Source organism: Mesorhizobium sp. M0306 (genome assembly GCF_040321655.1).
GTDB lineage: Bacteria > Pseudomonadota > Alphaproteobacteria > Rhizobiales > Rhizobiaceae > Mesorhizobium.
Window position 1 is genome coordinate 22,024 of sequence record NZ_JAMYRY010000003.1, and the last position, 17,883, is coordinate 39,906.

General features: G+C 60.8%; 16 protein-coding genes. 10 read left to right on the top strand and 6 right to left on the bottom strand.

From position 1 onward, the window contains the following. Positions 1–16: 16 nt before the first annotated feature. The 3 genes from NKI95_RS07090 to NKI95_RS07100 all read right to left on the bottom strand — a co-directional run bounded on the left by NKI95_RS07090 (position 17) and on the right by NKI95_RS07100 (position 3,231). A complete protein-coding gene (locus NKI95_RS07090) occupies positions 17–1,039 on the bottom strand; it encodes a zinc-dependent alcohol dehydrogenase (RefSeq protein WP_352715308.1) in 1,023 nt (340 codons plus the stop codon). Positions 1,040–1,054: 15 nt separating this feature from the next. After that, positions 1,055–2,377 carry a histidinol dehydrogenase gene (gene hisD / locus NKI95_RS07095; protein ID WP_352715310.1) on the bottom strand — a complete coding sequence of 441 codons (1,323 nt, stop codon included), beginning with the start codon at positions 2,375–2,377 and terminating at the stop codon, positions 1,055–1,057. An 80-nt stretch (positions 2,378–2,457) separates the two neighbouring features. Then, positions 2,458–3,231: an SDR family NAD(P)-dependent oxidoreductase gene (locus tag NKI95_RS07100; RefSeq protein ID WP_352715312.1), complete on the bottom strand. Its 774-nt coding sequence runs from the start codon at positions 3,229–3,231 to the stop codon at positions 2,458–2,460. A gap of 196 nt (positions 3,232–3,427) precedes the next feature. Between NKI95_RS07100 and NKI95_RS07105 the strand changes: the two genes are divergently transcribed. Beyond that, a complete protein-coding gene (locus tag NKI95_RS07105; protein ID WP_352715315.1) occupies positions 3,428–5,491 on the top strand; it encodes a N,N-dimethylformamidase beta subunit family domain-containing protein in 2,064 nt (687 codons plus the stop codon). Between the two features lie 58 nt (positions 5,492–5,549). Here the strand turns inward: NKI95_RS07105 and NKI95_RS07110 are convergent, their stop codons facing one another. After that, the gene (locus tag NKI95_RS07110; protein WP_352715318.1) at positions 5,550–6,404 is read right to left on the bottom strand and encodes an SDR family oxidoreductase; all 855 of its coding nucleotides are present in this window, start codon (positions 6,402–6,404) and stop codon (positions 5,550–5,552) included. Positions 6,405–6,538: 134 nt separating this feature from the next. On the opposite strand from NKI95_RS07110, the gene NKI95_RS07115 reads away from it, so the two are divergent. The 7 genes from NKI95_RS07115 (at position 6,539) to NKI95_RS07145 (ending at position 13,217) form a co-directional block, all read left to right on the top strand. Further along, positions 6,539–6,889, top strand: a complete 351-nt coding sequence (locus NKI95_RS07115) for a winged helix-turn-helix transcriptional regulator (protein WP_352715320.1) — start codon at positions 6,539–6,541, stop codon at positions 6,887–6,889. Positions 6,890–7,375: 486 nt separating this feature from the next. Continuing rightward, positions 7,376–7,729 carry a hypothetical protein gene (locus NKI95_RS07120; RefSeq protein WP_352488411.1) on the top strand — a complete coding sequence of 118 codons (354 nt, stop codon included), beginning with the start codon at positions 7,376–7,378 and terminating at the stop codon, positions 7,727–7,729. Positions 7,730–7,832: 103 nt separating this feature from the next. After that, positions 7,833–8,195 (top strand): ArsR/SmtB family transcription factor, encoded by a 363-nt coding sequence (locus NKI95_RS07125; protein WP_352715322.1) that lies wholly within the window; start codon positions 7,833–7,835, stop codon positions 8,193–8,195. After that, the gene (locus NKI95_RS07130; protein WP_352715324.1) at positions 8,176–8,694 is read left to right on the top strand and encodes an SRPBCC family protein; all 519 of its coding nucleotides are present in this window, start codon (positions 8,176–8,178) and stop codon (positions 8,692–8,694) included. Before NKI95_RS07125 ends, NKI95_RS07130 begins: the two co-directional genes overlap by 20 nt. An 869-nt stretch (positions 8,695–9,563) precedes the next feature. Then, complete coding sequence (locus tag NKI95_RS07135; protein WP_352468839.1) at positions 9,564–10,778, top strand: glycosyltransferase family protein; 1,215 nt, start codon at positions 9,564–9,566, stop codon at positions 10,776–10,778. A 1-nt stretch (position 10,779) separates the two neighbouring features. Then, entirely contained in the window at positions 10,780–12,024 is a 1,245-nt protein-coding gene (locus tag NKI95_RS07140) for a glycosyltransferase (protein WP_352715326.1), read from the top strand. Further along, positions 12,021–13,217, top strand: a complete 1,197-nt coding sequence (locus tag NKI95_RS07145) for a glycosyltransferase family protein (RefSeq protein ID WP_352715328.1) — start codon at positions 12,021–12,023, stop codon at positions 13,215–13,217. Before NKI95_RS07140 ends, NKI95_RS07145 begins: the two co-directional genes overlap by 4 nt. A 195-nt stretch (positions 13,218–13,412) precedes the next feature. Here NKI95_RS07145 and NKI95_RS07150 read toward each other — a convergent pair whose 3' ends face one another. Beyond that, positions 13,413–14,084 (bottom strand): class I SAM-dependent methyltransferase, encoded by a 672-nt coding sequence (locus NKI95_RS07150; protein ID WP_352715836.1) that lies wholly within the window; start codon positions 14,082–14,084, stop codon positions 13,413–13,415. Positions 14,085–14,229: 145 nt separating this feature from the next. Further along, complete coding sequence (locus NKI95_RS07155) at positions 14,230–14,523, bottom strand: hypothetical protein (RefSeq protein ID WP_352715329.1); 294 nt, start codon at positions 14,521–14,523, stop codon at positions 14,230–14,232. A 29-nt stretch (positions 14,524–14,552) separates the two neighbouring features. Between NKI95_RS07155 and NKI95_RS07160 the strand changes: the two genes are divergently transcribed. Together NKI95_RS07160 and NKI95_RS07165 are read left to right on the top strand one after the other, a co-directional pair. After that, complete coding sequence (locus NKI95_RS07160; protein WP_352715332.1) at positions 14,553–17,267, top strand: ABC transporter transmembrane domain-containing protein; 2,715 nt, start codon at positions 14,553–14,555, stop codon at positions 17,265–17,267. A 157-nt stretch (positions 17,268–17,424) separates the two neighbouring features. After that, entirely contained in the window at positions 17,425–17,874 is a 450-nt protein-coding gene (locus NKI95_RS07165; protein ID WP_352468857.1) for a cyclic nucleotide-binding domain-containing protein, read from the top strand. Positions 17,875–17,883 lie beyond the last annotated feature (9 nt).

The window sequence follows — 17,883 nt, forward strand, 5'->3', positions numbered from 1 at the left end:
CGGCAACGTTCGGAAATCACACGCGCCCGGCAGACCGCATCTGGATGATTGTTTTCAAGCCATCGCCCTGCCCCGCCAACAACCGCTCATAGGCTGCGGGAACATCATCCAGGCCAATCTCGCGGTCGATCAGTTCGACCATGGGCTCGGTCAACTCGCCGAGCATCCGGATGGCGTCGGGAAGCTCATCGGCAAAGGCGTGGCATCCCAGCAATGCGATTTCGCGTTCAACCAGGATGTTGGGATCGATATCGAGGCGCCCATGGAATATGCCGACCATCGCAACGGTGCCGCCGGCATCGAGAACGCCGAGCAACTGGCTGAGTGCTGCGATGCTGCCGGTCGCTTCGACGGCAGCGAGCAAGGGGGCATCCGCGGTGGCGGCGGCAATGGCGTCCCGGTTCAAATCGACGATGCTGGCGCCGGTCACCCGCGCCACCCGAGCGCAGCGGCCCTGATTGCGATCGGCGACGAGCACGGTACCTGCGAATGTCCGGGAAAGCAGCAGTGCGGCAAGCCCGCCGATAGTCCCGCAGCCGACGACAAGAACGGAGCCGGCCGTTTTCGGCAGACGCCGCACTGCGTGCAACGCTACAGCCAGCGGCTCGGCCATCGCCGCGATCCGTTCGTCCAGCGCGGCATCGATGATGTGCAGGAGGCGCGCGGGCAGGACCGCCTGTTCGGCAAATCCGCCGTCGCATATCTCGCCGACGAAGCCCAGCGACGTGCAAAGATGCCGCCTGCCTGCATGGCATTGCGCGCACTCTCCACACCAGAAACGGGAATCGGCGACCACTCGGTCGCCAACGGCGACGGTATCCACGCCCTCGCCGATGGCGATCACCGTGCCTGTCAGCTCATGGCCAGCCGTCGAAGGCGATCGGCTTATCCATTGGCCCGTGCGAAAGTTGTGAAGATCGGAACCGCAAATGCCTGCGGCATCGACCCTCAGCTTCACCCAGCCTGGCTCGGGAGCGCCTGGCGCGGCGATATCCTCGACGCGCAAGTCGCCGGGTCCATGGAGTCGCGCCGCCCTCATCATCATCGTTTCCGCTCAGCCGGCGAGATAGCGATCGCGGATCTCCGAAACCGCGTTCTCATGCGAGCTGAATCCTTCGTAGCGGGCGAGCCTGCGGGCATGCAGGGCGAGTTCCGGATAGGCCGCCGAGGTCACATAGCCGACCGACGATCTCTTGACGAAATCCGTCACGGAAAGCGGTCCAAAGGTTCGCGCCCACCGGCTGGTCGGCAGCACCGCATTGGGCCCGAGGACGAAGTTGGCAAGGGTCACCGGCGTATGCGGACCCATGAGGATCTCGGCGGCTTCCGTAATACGTCCGAGATGCGCAAATGGCTCCGTTGACAGAATCTCGAGGTGCTCCGGCGCATAGTCGTTGATGAACCGGTAGCTGTCCTCCAGCGACTCGGTCAGCACGATGCCGCCGCGCTTCCCAGTCAGCACCGCGCGTGAGAACTCCACACGCTGTTCGCTCATCCTCGACCAGTGTTCCGGTATCGCAATCAATGCGGCTTCGGCGACCTTGCGGCTGTGCGTCACCAGGTAGGCCGAGGAATCCGGCCCGTGCTCGGCTTCGATCAACAGGTCAAGAGCGGCCAGGCCGCCGTCGACGCTGTCATCGGCAAAAATAATCGCTTCGGACGGACCGGCCGGGAGACCTGTGTTGATGATTGGGGACAACACGCTCTTTGCCGCCACCACCCACGGGCTCCCCGGCCCGACGATCTTGACGGCGGGCTTCACAGTCTCGGTTCCATAGGCGACGGCGGCGACCGCATGGGCGCCGCCGCACTTGTACACGGTCTCCACGCCGGCGAGGCGGGCAGCAACCAGCGTCGCGGCGTCGACGGAACCATCCGAAGTCGCAGGCGTCACGATCGCGATCTGGGGAACCCCGGCAATCACCGCCGGAACCGAGGTCATCATCGTCACCGAAGGGAAGGCGCCTTTGCCGCGCGGAACATAAAGCGCAACCGAAGCGATCGGTGTGTATCGGTCACCCGCATAGGCGCCCGGCCGAACTTCCTTGAGCCACATTGTTTCCGGACGCTGCTCCTCGTGAAAATGCCGGATGTTGTCGATGCCGAACCGGATACTCTCGACGACATCCTTGTCGACCTTGTCGAACGCCGCGTCGAATTCCGCCTCCGAAACTTTCAGTTCACCGTCGGCAACATCGGCTTTGTCGAGCTCGCGTACAAACCGGAGCAAGGCCGCGTCACCTTCATCCTTGACGGCCTGGATGATCGGACGGACCTTTTCGATGAAGGAAGACAGATCTCCTTCGGCACGTTTCAGTAAACTGGCCCGCTGATCGACACTGAGGGATGACAGGCGGTGAAAGCTGACGTCAGACATGGCGGCTCCTTTTCTTAGGACGCAATTACGATTAGCGCTTGTCGATCACTTCTGGGACACGTCTCCAGCCCCTGAAGCCTTCAAATCGATGCGAGAAAGCCTCCATCCACGGGAATGGACTGGCCGGTTATGTAGGCCGCCGCATCCGAAGCGAGGAACACCGCGATTCCGTGCAGGTCCGAGAGATCGCCAAAACGGCGCTGCGGAATCTTGGCGAGCATCGATTGTTGCCATGCCTCGTTGCTGTAGAACACGTCTGTCATCGCTGTCCTGAAATAGCCAGGCGCGATGGCATTGACCCGGATCCCGAGATCGGCCCACTCCGCTGCAAGCGCCCGCGTCATGCCGAGGAGGCCTGATTTCGACGAGCCGTATGGCACCGCCGTGGGAACCCCGACCTCGGAGGTCAGCGAGCAGAGATTGATAATGACGCCGGGCCGTCCGGCGTCTCTCATCTGCCGCGCGGCGGCTTGGGCGCAGAAGAAGGCGCCTTTGAGATTCGTATCGACAATCCTGTCCCACAGCGCCTCATCGACGTCGAGCGAGGGCCGGACCTCTTCCATACCTGCATTGTTGACGAGAATATCGAGACCTCCGAGCAGGCTGCCGGCCTCGGCTGTCGCCGCCCGGCACCGGTCGACATCGGTGACGTCCAGAGCGACGGCATGCGCGACCCCGCCGGCGATGCGGAGGGCGGCCATCGTCTCCTCGAGCGAGGCCACGCTGCGCGCCGTGATCGCTACGTCGGCGCCGGCCGCGCTGAGCGCCTCGGCGATGCTGCGCCCGATGCCGCGGCTTGCGCCGGTTACAAGCGCCTTCCTGCCTGACAGATCGAAGAGAGATGCGTTGCGCATGTCGTCCTCCTTGGTAATGTGGCGCTTGGACCGATCGCGTCGAGACTATCCGAATGCAGCTTATCTATACAAGCATGTACATCATGGCGGTAGTGCGCCATGCGGCCTTTGCTTGTCAGAGCGGCAGCGCATTGGCCGACATCGGACCGGTCTACGCGGTTCGCCCCAGCCCATCTGGAGTTCATCGGGAGGATAGATGAAGCGCGCAGTAGACCACGACGCGATGAGAGTGGTTGGTTATACCACCCCCTGGAGTGCCAAAGCAGGCCAGCAGATCAACCTCAGCCTGTCTTGCGATCGGCCGATAAAGGCCACACGAATTTGCCGGCTTGACAAGCCGGCTCCGGAATTTCTCGCTTGGCCCTTCGAAACGATAGGTGAACCACAGCATCGGTATTTCGACCAAGGGTCGTTCCTGTTCGTCCGACCCGGCGAGCTGGCCAAAGTACAAGCCGTCCACGGCATTCGTTTTGAGCTGTTCCTCACGCGCAACGAAGGTGCGCGTACGATCCTAGAAGCAGGCGTCCTCGGGCTGCGCCTCCGCGACGGCGCATTTGTCCTGGAAATCGGTGACGAAACCTTTGTCCAGAAGAAGGCGCCAACTGGTGTGTGGCTCACTGTCGAGTTGGATCTGCGGCAGGAGCAGCCGCGCCTGCGCATCAAATCGCATGATCTTCTCGCGCCTTACGAACTCCATGAAGGTTTTGGCAGCCCGGCGCGGAACCTCCAGGCGCACGGCATCCATTTCGGCGCAAGTGCTACCCACCACGAACCTACCCTCAACGCGAAATTTGCCGCGATCCGGCTCGACACACCACAGGGGACCGTTGCCTGGGATTTCCCGACGCTGTTGCCAACGCAGCCGATCCTGTCGTCGGGCGGAGCAGATCCGCTGCTCCTCGATGTGATCAATCAGCCAGCCTTCTGCATGACTTCGGCACGCTGGGACGGATCGAGCTTCGAGCCTCGCTTCGTGCCGTCGCACTACGACGCTATCCATTGCCACGACGACGACATCGGCCCGCTTGAGTGGCCGGCATCGCACCGCTTGACGATCCCTGAAAACGTACGCCCAGGCGTCTACGCGTTCCAGATCGAATGGGATGGTGGCTACGAACGCGTGGTGTTCTTCGTCACCTCTTCACAGGTTTCGTCGCCGCTGTTGTATCTCGTGCCGACGGCCACCTATCTCGCCTATGCGGACGAATATCTCCCAGATCATCTTTATGAATGGAAAAGCGACGACCGGGGACATCGCTTCGCGGTCGCCAACAATCTGAAATCTCTTTACGACTACCATTCCGACCTTAGCGGCGTTTCCATCTGCTCCTACAAAAAGCCGAAAGTGACGCTCAGGGACGATTACGATTATCCGCTCTGCGGCTGCCCACATAATTTGCCGGTCGATCTGCACTTCCTCCGCTTCTGCCACGACAATGGAATCGTGTTTGACGTCATGACCGATCACGATTTGCACGAATGCGGCATAGACGGTCTGCGTCGACATCAAGCCGTCGTCACCGGCAGTCACCCCGAATATATGTCGATCGAGATGGAGCAGGCGCTGCGGCAGTTTGTGGCCGAAGGCGGCAGCATCGCCTATCTCGGCGGAAACGGCTTTGCTGCCACTGTGGCTTTCAAGGACGATCTGATGGAGCTGCGGCGCTCGCCGCTGGAGGCCGGCCGAACCTGGGACGGCCCGGTCGCCGCACAGGCGCTGTCGATCACCAACGAACCAGGCGGCTATCTCCGCTCCCGCGGCCGAGGCGAATTCTCGCTGATCGGCGGCGCGATCTCACTGATGGGCTTCGAAGGCGCGCGTCCCTTCACGCGCACTGAGGAAAGCCATGAAGCAGGATGCGCATGGCTGTTCGAAGGCGTTGAAGATGCGACCTTCGGCACGGACGGCATCGTGCTGGGCGGTGCCGCGGGCTACGAAGTGGATGCGACGGATCCAGCCCTCGGCACTTCCGCTGACACCGTCGTGATCGCGCGTGCGACGGGATTTCCCGACAGCTTCTTCCAGGATCCGACGCGTTGGTATGAGGGCGGGGATACGCAACGCATCGCCTGCCGTTGCGCCGAAATGACCCTGCGAAAGCTCGCAGCAGGCGGCTTGATCTTTTCGGCAAGCTCGGTTGCCTGGTGCGGCGCGCTGCCAGCCGCAGGCGCCATGAACGATGCGGGCAGGATCACGCTCAATCTGCTCAACCGCCTCGGTGCGACGAAAGGAGAACCCAATCCAGTCGAGAAAATCTAAAGACCCGTATCCGCTTTCGACCGGCGGCGCTATGCACGTCGAGTTCTGAGCCCCGGCTTCAACCGCGCAATGCGGCCGCGACAAGGCTCTGCATCGAGGTGGTCGGACGACCGATCAGCCGCCCCAGGGCGCCTCCGTCATCGAACAACGCTCCGCGTGCGGCTGCAGCGTCGGTATCGGCCAGAAGCGCAGCGAAGTCGGCCGGTAGCCCGGCCCCCGTCAACACATCCTGATAAGCGGCCTGGGAAAGATCGTTGTAGGCGATAACCTTGCCCGATTGCCGCGAGACCTCCGCCGCAAGCTCGGCGAGCGTGAAGGCCTGGTCTGCGGCGAGCTCGTATGTTTTCCTCGCCTGGCCGTCGGTCGTCAGCACCACGGCTGCGGCCTCGGCATAGTCCCGCCGCGCGGCGGACGAGAAGCGCACGTCTTGCGCGGCGCCGACGAAGGCGCCGTGCTCCAGAGCCGCCGGAAGCGCCAGCAGATGGTTCTCGGTGTACCAGCCATTGCGCAGGATGACGGCGGGAAGGCCCGAGGCCGCGATGACCTCCTCCGTCTGGCGATGCTCGATTGCGAGCGTTGCGGGAGACGTGTCGGCGTGCAGCATGCTGGTGTAAGCGATCAGCGAAACCCCGGCGCGTTGGGCTGCCTCGATCACCGTCTGATGCCGCGGCAGGCGGCCGCTGACCTCGGTCGACGAAATCAGCAGCAGTTTCTGGACACCGGCGAAGGCTGCGGCGAGCGTGTCGGGATGGTCGTAGTCCGCCCCCCTTACGATGACACCGCGCTCTGCCAGATCGCTGGCCTTCGCCGGATTGCGAACCGCCGCGACGATCCGGTCGGCGGGAATGGTCTTCAGCAGTGCCTCGATCACCAGGCGGCCAAGCTGTCCCGTTGCTCCAGTTATTGCGTACATCATTCAGTCCATTTCGTGGTTTCGTGGATCGGAGAGCCTTCGAATAGCGGCCATCGTTACCATTGGAAACCACGTATCTTGTGGTTACCACCATTTTCCGGTAACCAACTGGAAACTCCCCATGGCGGACGGCGATGGTTCTCAAGACGCGAAAAAAGGTGAAGGCTCTCGCCGGCTGCCCCATGTCGAGGTGCATGGCGCTGCTTGGCGGCTGCTGGACACCCGAGGTGCTCTGGTCCCTGAGCGAAGGCCCGCGTCGGTTCTCGGAACTCCGCCGCGATACCCCAGCCGTTTCGGCGAAGGTACTGACCAGCAGACTGCGGGACCTCGAGGAGCGCGGCGTCCTCTATCGCAACGTGATGCCGACATCGCCGCCGACCGTGGAGTATGAGCTGACGTCGCTGGGGCAGGAACTGCTTCCCGCTATCAGGTCTATTGTGGACGTCGGGTCGCGCCTGCTGCTCCGTGATTCTTCGGCTGAATGATCGTGAGCACATCGTTTGGCGGCCGGACTGCATTCGGGCTGTCCCCCGAACAGGGATGACGCTTGATGTGCCCGTTGATCTGGTGGTGGAGCAGTTCCGCCCGCCGGCAGGTCGGGCGTTCCAAATGGATGCCAGCTTCAGCCTCGGGTCATTGTTGGCCTGAACGCCCCTTCAGACCGGCCCGACGCAGCAATTGGGAGATCGGAGAGTGTGGCGAGGGTTACTTCGCCGAAGCGGGAAATCAGGAGTTGCTCCGCTCAAGCAAAGACTGGTCGAGGTGTGTTTACGGCAATGCGGCGCGCCGGAGCGATCGCCGAGGGTGAACAAGGCAGGGCCCGTAAACTCGGACCTGCGCTCACTGATAGGCATCGACAGGACTGACGCAAATAGCGGGCGGGCATTTAGAGGGTGGTAATGCGCAGTGACTTGGGTCCTCCAGGAGACTAAGCTAGCATGCTTCTGCCAGCATGAAGAAAAAACCGCCGCATGCCCCGTTTTCTTGCCGTCTACACCATGAAGCCCGAAGACCTCGCCCGCTTTCGTAGCCTGCCTAAGCCCGAGCAGGATGCGATTGATGCCGTCGGCCTACAGCAGTGGGCGGACTGGGAGGAGAGAAATGCCGCATTTTTCCCCGATCGCGGCGGCATGGTCGGTAAGACGAGGCGCGTTACCAGGGACGGCATCGCCGACGCCGTGAACCCTTTCTGCGGCTATATTGTCGTCGAGGCCGATACCATCGATGCCGCCGCCCGCCTGTTCGAGAACCACCCGCATTTCACGGTCTTCCCAGGAGACGGCGTGGACATCATGCCCTTCCTCACCGACCCTGCTCCGACTTGAACATCCGCTAATCGCTTGCGATTTACCAGAAGGGGCGGCCGGCAACGCAGCCCACTCGGCCTCCCCTTGCACGCCGCCAACCCGTCTGGTAATACTGAACCATATGGTTCAGTATATTCAGACCCGTCTCGATGCCTCGTTCGCCGCACTCTCGGACGCCACCCGACGCGGCGTTCTGGAGCAGCTCGGACGTACAGACGCTTCGATCACGGACCTTGCCGAAAAGTTCCACATGACCCTCACGGGCATGAAGAAGCATATCGGCGTCTTGGAGCAGGCGGGGCTCGTCACCACGGAGAAGATCGGGCGCGTGCGGACCTGCAAGCTCGGCCTACGCGCACTGGAGGAAGAGGCGGCATGGATCGAGAGGCACCGCCAGCTCTGGGACGCACGCTTCAACGAGTTGGACAAGGTTGTCGAGGAATTGAAACGGAAGGAGAAAGTCGATGGACGAAACAAGAGCTAGTGAGCCCACCCCCATGAAGAACCGCACGACAGTGGAACGGAAGTCCGACCGGGAGCTGGTCGTTACGCGAACTTTTGACGCGCCGGCGCGCACCGTGTTCGAGGCTTGGACCAAGCCCGAGCTGTTCATGCGGTGGTGGGCACCGAAGTCGATGGGCATGTTCCTGCGTTCCTGCGAGATGGATGTTCGTGTCGGGGGCAGGTACCGTTTGGTGTTCGGCCACGATGCCTCAAACCCTGACGAGTTCTTCGGTAGGTATATCGAAGTGACACCGCACTCGCGCCTCGTCTGGACCAATGACGAAGGTGGTGACGGTGGACCCATCACCACGGTGACCTTCGAGGAAAAAGGTGGCAAGACGCTGCTGGTCATGCACGAGCTCTATCCCTCAAAGGAAGCTCTCGACGCTGCCGGCACCGGGGCGGCGGATGCGATGGGCGAGACGTTCGAGCAACTGGACGAGCTTCTCGTCACGCTAGGCGCGAGCGTGCGATGGTGATGAAGTCGTCGATCTCCCGGTCGGCCGCCTGGATCTTCAACTAGGCGGAAGAGAACCCCGACGAGATCGTCGCCGCCCTCTGTGAACCTACGAGGCCAATCATCAAACTCATTGAGGTTTCGCCAACTATCGGGACCAATCGAGCGATTTTCGCACCTCGCGACGTTCGGCGACGCGCTCAGGTCGTCTCAAAAAGTACCGTCACCGCCCCAGCTAAGGCATTAGCCAGAGGCCATAGCGATCGACAAGCAACCGGTGTTGCACACACCCTGCTGCAGGCGGTGTGTTGTGAGCGCTGGCATCCACTCGATTCCTGCCGAAATTCCGGCTAGCTTGGGCGATAGATGGCTCAGTTCTGGTCGGTGAATCATAATCAGACCGCCCGTCAAGAGATTGATGGGCAGCACCTTTGGTCCCCCAAGACCGAGAGCAATGGCGCGCGAAATGAGTTCTACAACAACATGCGCCGTGCGACGCCCGGCGACCCTGTCCTTTCGTATACCGATCAGGCAATTGACTATATGCGCAGGATAGCGGAATTCGCTTTCACCGCTCCGAGACCAATCGAGTTCGGAGAGACCGGAGCTTATTGGAATCAAGAGGGATGACTTCTGCCGATCTTTTGGACACCGCTTTCCCCGTCCATCCATCCCAAAACAACAACAGGGAGTCTCGGCCCGCTCCCGCCGAGGCGATATTCGCCAATCCATCTAGTTTCGGACTCAGGCAATCAGAAAGTTATCTGACAGGCATTCCACAGAAGTAATACAAATTGAAAATCGCGGCCTCATGTTTCAAAACCAGGATGGTTTCGAAGCCGTCGGGTCGCTCACGGTCCTCAAAGCGAGAATTCTAAGAGACGTTCAACAATGACCCAGCACGCAGAAAACGCTCGAATTCTCATGTACAGCCACGACACGTTCGGGCTCGGCCATTTGCAGCGCTGCCGGACTATCGCGCATTCGCTGGTCGAGGATTTCCGCGGACTTCAGGTGCTTATCATTTCGGGTGCGACTATCGCTGGCGCCTTCGACTACCGCGCCCGTGTCGACTTCGTGAAGATCCCCAGCGTCATCAAGCTGCGCAACGGCGAATACACCTCGCTGGAAAAGGACATCGATCTGCATGAGACGCTAAGGATGCGTCAGTCGATCATCCGCCATACAGCTGAGACCTTCCGGCCGGATATCTTCATCGTCGACAAGGAACCGCTCGGCCTGCGCGGTGAGATTGAGGACACGCTGTCCTACCTCAAGACGCGGGGCACTACTCTGGTGCTTGGCCTGCGCGAGGTGATGGATGCGCCGCATCTGCTCGAAGCAGAGTGGGCACGCAAGGATGTGATGCGCAAGATAGGCCTCTTCTACGACAAGGTCTGGGCCTATGGCCCGCCGGATTTCTACGATCCGTTGACCGGCTTGGATGTGCCGCCGGCTGTCAGGGCAAAGATGAGGTTCGTCGGTTTCTTGCAACGGAGCCTGCAGCGGAACGAGTTGCCCGGCCACCGGCCAGAGGGCGACTATATCCTCGTTACCACCGGTGGCGGCGGTGACGGCGCCGAACTGATCCACGACGTCATCGATGCCTATCAGCAGGATCCGCAATTGCAGCATAGAGCCCTGATCGTGCTTGGGCCTTACATGCCGGCGCGCAAGCGCAACAAGCTGCTCAAGAAGGGGTCCAAGATCCCCTACATCAAGATCATCGAGTTCGACAACCGCATGGAAGACCTGATTGCCGGCGCCAAGGCGGTAGTGGCGATGGGCGGCTACAACACCTATTGCGAGATACTGTCTTTCGACAAGCCGGCGCTGATCGTGCCGCGCGTCGAGCCCCGCCAGGAACAATTGATCCGCGCTCGGCGCGCAGCCGAACTCGGCCTCATCGAGATGCTTTTGCCGGAGGAAGCCAAGGATTCCCAGCGGTTTGCCGATGCACTGGTGGCGCTGCCGGACCGGCCCCACCCATCACAGAGCAATCCGCATCTGACGCTGGAAGGGCTGCCTCATATTTCCGAAATCGTCGCGGAACTGCTCGACCGGCGGGCCGGCCATCACCTTTCGGTCATTGAAGGAATGACCTGAGTTGCAACATCGCAAGATCGTCGTGGTTCTGAAGGGCTATCCGCGGCTGTCCGAAACCTTCATCGCGCAGGAACTCCTTGGTCTTGAGCGTGCGGGGTTCGACCTGATACTCGTCGCGCTCAGGCGGCCGACCGATGAAAAACGCCACCCTGTGCATGACGAGATCAAAGCGCCCGTCCATTATCTGCCAGAATATCTGCATGAAGAGCCGCTGCGCGTGCTTCGCTCGCTGTTTGCCTATCTGCTGCGGCCGGGCTTCTGGCGCGCGCTCGGATCGCTGGCTGCCGATATGCCCCGCGACTTTACGCGCAATCGCGCGCGCCGCTTCGGGCAAGCGCTCGTGCTGGCGGCCGAGTGGCCGGAAGACGCGGGCTGGCTGCATGCACATTTCGCGCACACACCGGCATCGGTGACGCGCTATGCCAGCCAGCTTCGTGGCCTGCCCTGGAGCTGCTCGGCCCATGCCAAGGACATCTGGACTTCGGCCGACTGGGATCTGGCTGGGAAGCTTTCCTCGGCGCGCTGGACGGTCACTTGCACGAAAACCGGCTTTGACCGTCTGAAAAAACTCGCTAACGGCAACTCGTCTGTGCATCTGAGCTATCATGGGCTCGACCTTGATCGCTTCGGCAGTTTCAGCGAGGCGCGAAAGCAGCATGACGGCTCGGCGCCGGACGAACCCGTTATCGTTCTGAGTGTCGGGCGCGCCGTTGAAAAGAAAGGTTACGACACGTTGCTGGAGGCCCTTGCCCTCTTGCCCGGTGATTTGGCGTGGCGTTTCGAGCATATCGGCGGCGGCGAGGAACTGGAACGGTTCAAGGCGCTGGCGCAAAAGCTCGGCCTGGATGGTCGAGTCTCTTGGAAAGGCGCGCTTGCGCAGGAGGAGGTGCTTGAGCACTACCGCCGCGCCGACATCTTCGCCCTGGCCTGCAGGATCACTGCAAATGGCGACCGGGACGGTCTGCCGAATGTTCTGGTGGAGGCGGCTAGCCAGCGGCTTGCCTGCGTGTCGACCGATATTTCCGGCGTGCCGGAGCTTTTATCGCCGGATGAAACCGGGCTGCTGGTTCCGACGGAAAACCCAATTGCCCTGGCACAGGCGCTGGAGCGCCTGATCCGTGATCCCGTGCTGCGCGACCGCCTCGGCGACGCCGCAGAGCGGCGCGTGCGCGGCAATTTCGATCATATGGCAAGCATTGGACAGCTCAAGGAACTGTTCGAGCGGGAGTGGCGGGCCGCCGAATGAAGCGGCTGCGCGCTTTCTTCTATGTCCAGCACCTGCTCGGTATCGGCCATCTCGCGCGCGCCAGCCGCATTGCGGCGGCTCTGGTCGATGACGGGTTTGACGTAACCGTCGTGACCGGCGGAGCGCCGATCGCCGGGTTTCCGGGACCCGGTGTAAAATCTGTAACCCTGCCACCTGTCACCTCCGGTGATGAAGGATTTTCCGGACTTGTCGACCTGCAAGGCAAACCCATCGACGATGATTTCAAGAAATGGCGTTCAGAGATGCTGCTGCAGGCATTCCGGGATTGCAGGCCTGATATCGTCATTGTCGAGGCGTTTCCATTTGGACGCCGGCAGATGCGTTTCGAACTCTTGCCGCTGATCGAGGCCATCGACGCGACGTCGCCCAGACCGCTGCTGGCGACGTCCGTCCGTGATATCCTTCAGGAGCGCGTCAAGCCGGGCCGAAACGAGGAAACGGTCGATCTCATCAACAGGCATTTCGACCTTGTTATGGTCCACGGCGATCCGGCTTTCGCAACCATCGACAAGACATTTCCACTGGCTGGGGCGATCAGGGCCGAGGTCACCTACACAGGGCTCGTTGCCGCGCCGCCCTCGCCCGCGGCCTCCGAGCGCTTCGACGTTCTGGTGTCGGTTGGCGGCGGGGCTGCCGGAAAGAGCCTTGTCAGCTCCGCCATCGCAGCGGCGCAGGATGCCAACAACGCTTGGAAATGGTGTTTGATCACCGGCCCAAACCTGCGGAAAGACGAGTTTGACGCGATCGCACGCGATGCCACGCCGGGCCTGTCCATCTTCCGGTTCCGCGAGGATTTCGCTAGCCTGCTGACCGGCGCGTGCCTGTCAGTCTCGCAGGCGGGTTACAACACGGTCTGCGATGTCCTGCGCGCGGGTTGTCGCTCCCTGCTGGTTCCATTCGCAGCCGGCGGGGAAACCGAACAGACGGTTCGCGCCCTGATGCTCGAAGAACTCGGTCTTGCAACGGTGCTGATGGAAAAGGACCTAACGCCTGAAGGTTTGGTGCAAGCGATCGAACAGGCGCTTGTAGGACCGACGCCATCTGCGCATCGTCTCGATCTGGAAGGCGGGCGTCGCTCCGCGCAAATCCTGCACGAGCGATATCGAACATGGTCCCAAAAAGTGGGGCCCGGTTTCGGAAAAGTTCATGATCAAACAGACGATAGATCCTAGAGCGGTTCATCGTTTCACGCAGAACCGCTGTATCTCTTTGTTTTGATGCAATTCCTGACGGAAAACCGTTTCACACTTTTCCTGGAATTGCTCTAACGCGCGTCGCGTCTGGTGAGATTCGTACGACGCGCTTCAAGTCCTGTTTTTATGCATGTCGTTGTCCCAAAACCGCTACGCACTTTTGGGCGAAATGCATTAAACAGTTCCAATCAGCATGAAGCGCGTATAGTTTTTTGTCGGCAGTTCGCCGGAGAACCGCACCTCCCGTAGCGCCGCCATTGCTTCGAAGGCTGCAAGTGAAGCCACGCAGTTGATGTGCGTCGGCTCGCTGAAATAATCGTTCGATTGCAGCAGTACATTCGTGCCCCGCGGAAGCAGAGCAAGCCAGGCGCGCAGATCGGCTATGTGTTCGCAGCTCGTATTGACCATCAGGTCGGACCGCCCGGCCGCATAGTCGAGTGCGTACATATCTGCCGTTAGCGCCCGGAACCGGTCGCCGGCTTCCCGGTTGAGGGTCCGGGCGACCGGCGCGACTTCGGGATCGATGTCGATGCTATCGATCGCCGCGATGTCGAAGCGGGCGTCGTTGAAAAGCATTGCCGGCAATACGCCGTACCATCCACCCAGAACCCATATGCGCCCGAACCGGCCGCCGCAGCTTTCGAACAGCCTGTCGAGCGCCCACATCTTGCAGGCGACCTGCTTGTGGTTGAAGGCGTTGGCGATATCGGCCTTCGGATGCTTGGTGACGACGCGCGCCAGCCCTGCCACGAGAGGGCAGTTGACATAAGCAGCAATTCCCCGCGTGAGGTCCAAGGCTTGCTCGTGCCAGTCCATACCGGCATTGCGTGGTTGCGTGACATCCATCATATTTGTCTTGTATGTTGGGATTTCGGGCGACACAACGCAATCTTGCCTCCCGCAAGACTGTTTGATTTCCGCGGACGTGATTATGCTGCAAGCCGCTTGGCTATTGCCCGGTGCCGGAGAGAGCCTGTTGCATCTGTCCGGATCATCGGCGTCCATCCACCAGCACCAGCCGCGCAGCTGCGGCCTCGTGCTGCTCAGCTATTCGCCAAAACCCTGCCGAAGCCGCGAACCGTTTGGCCAGCTGCTTTCTTCGCTGGTCAACAGTGCCCGTGTCGTTGTCATCGACCATGCGCCGGAACTGGATCGCGCCGCCTCGCGGGTCCCTTGCATCGTTGAGCGCAGGACAATGTCCGTGCACAGCAGCTTCGAACTTGTCGTTGGCGACGAAGAAATTGCCGATACGCCATTCGCCAGCAGGTGCTTTTACATCCTGCATCCTTTCAACTGAAGGGTCCGCAGTCGCATATGGAACCCAGCCTAGCCCGCTATATCTGGACGCACACCAAGAAGCAGCAGCTCTGGATATTGATGATCGTCGTGCTTTCGATGATCCCGTATTTCATGTCCTTCGACCTACCGAAGCTGATCGTCAACGGCCCGATCCAAGGTAGGGGCTTCGAGCAACCGGGCGCGACCCAGCCATTCATGAGGCTACACTATAACCTGCCGTTCATTGGAGAGGTCCAGTTCTTCTCCGGTTTTCAGCTCGATCGCACGGAGACCCTGTTTGCCCTGAGCCTCGTGTTCCTCTTGCTAGTCGTCATCAACGGCCTGTTCAAATTCTACATCAACACCTACAAGGGCCGCCTCGGCGAACGCATGCTGCGACGTATCCGCTTCGATCTGGTCGACCGTGTGCTGCGTTTTCCGCCGGTTTACTTCAAGCGGGTGAAGTCCGCCGAAGTGGCGACCATGGTGAAGGACGAGGTGGAGCCGCTGGGCGGCTTCATCGGCGACGCCTTCCTGCAGCCGGTACTGCTCGGCGGCCAGGCGCTGACGGCCATGCTGTTCATCATGATCCAGAACGTCTGGCTCGGAATGATAGCGGTCGTGATCGTGGTGATCCAGATCGTGCTCATCCCGCGAATGCGGCGGCGGCTGATCGTGCTCGGGCGCCAACGGCAGTTGACGGCGCGCGCGCTTTCGGGCCGGGTTGGCGAAATCGTCGACGGCATCGGCGCGGTTCACGTCCACGATACATCAAACTACGAGCGCGCCGACATAGCTGCCCGGCTCGGGCTCATCTTCAAGATCCGCTTCGATCTTTACCAATGGAAATTCATGGTGAAGTTCCTCAACAATTTTCTCGCGCAGCTCACGCCCTTTCTGTTCTACATGATCGGCGGGTATCTGGTCATCCAGGGGCGGCTGGACGTCGGCCAGCTCGTGGCCGTGATCGGCGCCTACAAGGACCTGCCCGGACCGATGAAGGAACTGATCGACTGGGATCAGGATCGGCAGGATGTCCAGGTCAAATATCAACAGGTCGTTGAACAGTTCACCGTCGAGGGTCTCATCGCGCCGAAAATCGGGGCATTGACGATCGACGATCCCGATCCGATGACCAGCCCCCTGTCGGCGATCAATCTGTCCATAGCAGACGATGGCGGTGCAATGCTCCTCAACCGTATCTCCCTCCAGGTCAAGCCGGGTGAGACGGTGGCGCTGGTCAGTACCGCAACAGGTGGAGCGGAGGCGCTTGCAGAAGCCTTCGCGCGGCTGAACTGGCCGGACAGCGGAAGGGTCGCTTCGGGCACCGACGACCTGCTTGAACTCCCCGAAGCAGTAACCGGCCGGCGCATGTCGTATGCCTCTTCGGATGTTTTCCTGTTCCAGGCAAGCCTCCGCGACAACCTGCTCTACGGGTTGAAGCATGCGCCGCTGACATCGGTGCCTTATGACGGTGCTGCGGCAGACCAGCACCGCTGGAACATCCACGAGGCGCGCCGGTCGGGCAATCCGGATCTTGATATCCACAGCGACTGGATCAACTATGCTTCCGCTGGCGCTACCGGCCCGCACGACCTCTTTGAAGCCGTGCGCCGGGTGCTCGACGCGGTTGTTCTGTCGCGCGACATTCTGGATCTTGGCTTGCGCTCTTCGGCCGACCTCACGCGTCACACGGAGCTTGCCAGGCGGATCGTCGAACTGCGTGCGGCGCTGCGAACCCGGCTGGAACAAGAGGGGCTGAGCGGACTGGTGGTTCCTTTCGAACCGGGCGCCTACAACAAGGAAGCAACGATCGGCCAAAACCTGCTCTTCGGCGCTGCCGCCGGCCCCGAACTGGCCGACAGGGCCCTGGCGGCCAATCCCTATTTTGCTTCTGTGCTGAGGCAAGCCGGCCTCGACCGCACGCTCTACGAAATGGGCTTGGAGATCGCCAAACAGGCGATCGAGCTGTTTGCCGACCTGCCGCCCGATCACCAGTTCTTCCAGCAGCTCGCCTTCATGAGCGCCGAGGAGATACCCGCCTACGAAACCTTGCTGCAACGGCTCAAGAACCGTCCTCACGAGGCGGTTTCGGAGAACGATCGCGCCATGATCGTCACCTTGAGCTTTGCCTACATCGAGCCCCGGCACCGCTTCGGCCTGCTGAGCGACGAGCTGATGAGCAAGATCGTCGCTGCACGCAGCCGGTTCTATGAAAACCTGCCGCCCGAACTGCACAATGCGGTCGAACGGTATGATCCTGCCAAATACATTGCCGCGGCCACCGTCATGGATAACGTCCTGTTCGGGCGTGTGGGCAACAACCATCCCGACGCGCCGGACCGCATACGCTCCATCGTCTATGACATTCTTGACGAACTGGGGCTTTATGCCGAACTTCTGGATGTCGGCCTGGACTTCAACGTCGGCTCCGGCGGCAGGCGGCTGACCGGTGGACAGCGACAGAAGCTCGATGTTGCCCGGGCCCTGCTCAAGCGTCCCGATTTTCTCATTCTCAACCGGCCGCTGTCGGCGCTCGACCAGCGCATGCAGGATAAGGTGCTGCGAAATGTGCTGGAGGAAGCCAGGTGCGACGGCCATTCGCCGGCAATTGTGTGGGTCGTGACGAATCCGGCAATGGCGATGATGTTCGATCGCGTTATCGTCTTCGACTCGGGTCAATTGGCGGAAGACGGAACACACGAGACACTTTTGGCAGGGAACGGTATCTTCAAGGAACTGCTGTCATAGAGCAACGGACATTCAGATGGGATCATTCTGCCGGTGCACGACATCGGGCTCGCCACCTTTCGCGTGGTTTGTCTCGCCATCCCGAAAAGAGAATTGATTCCATCTGGGCGTCCGTTGCTCTAGTCTGGCAAACGCGAATTTTGGGAAGGTTGCGACAATGCTGCTCAAGGATGAAGTTGGAATGCTGCAACGCATTCCCTTGTTCTCTGCCATCGAGCCGACAAAGCTCAAGCTGCTTGCGTTCACATCCGATCGTGTCAGCTACAGCGCCGGCCAGATCCTTTTCCGGCAGGGCGATGAGGGAGACGCCGCCTATGTCATCCTTTCAGGCAGGGCGGATATTCTGGTCGATTCCGACAGCGGGCCGATAAAAGTTGCCGAACTGGAGCCAAATTCGATTGTTGGCGAGATCGCCATATTGTGCAACAGCTCCCGCACTGCCACCGTCAGAGCGGCAAGTCCGCTGGAAGTCTTGAGAATCCGCAAGGATCATTTCCTGAGGCTTATGAGGGAGTTCCCGGAAATGACCATCGAGATATTGCGGGTTCTTGCCGATCGCCTAAGCCATACGACCGCGGATCTGATCGACGCACGAAGTGCCAAATAACGAAGACGT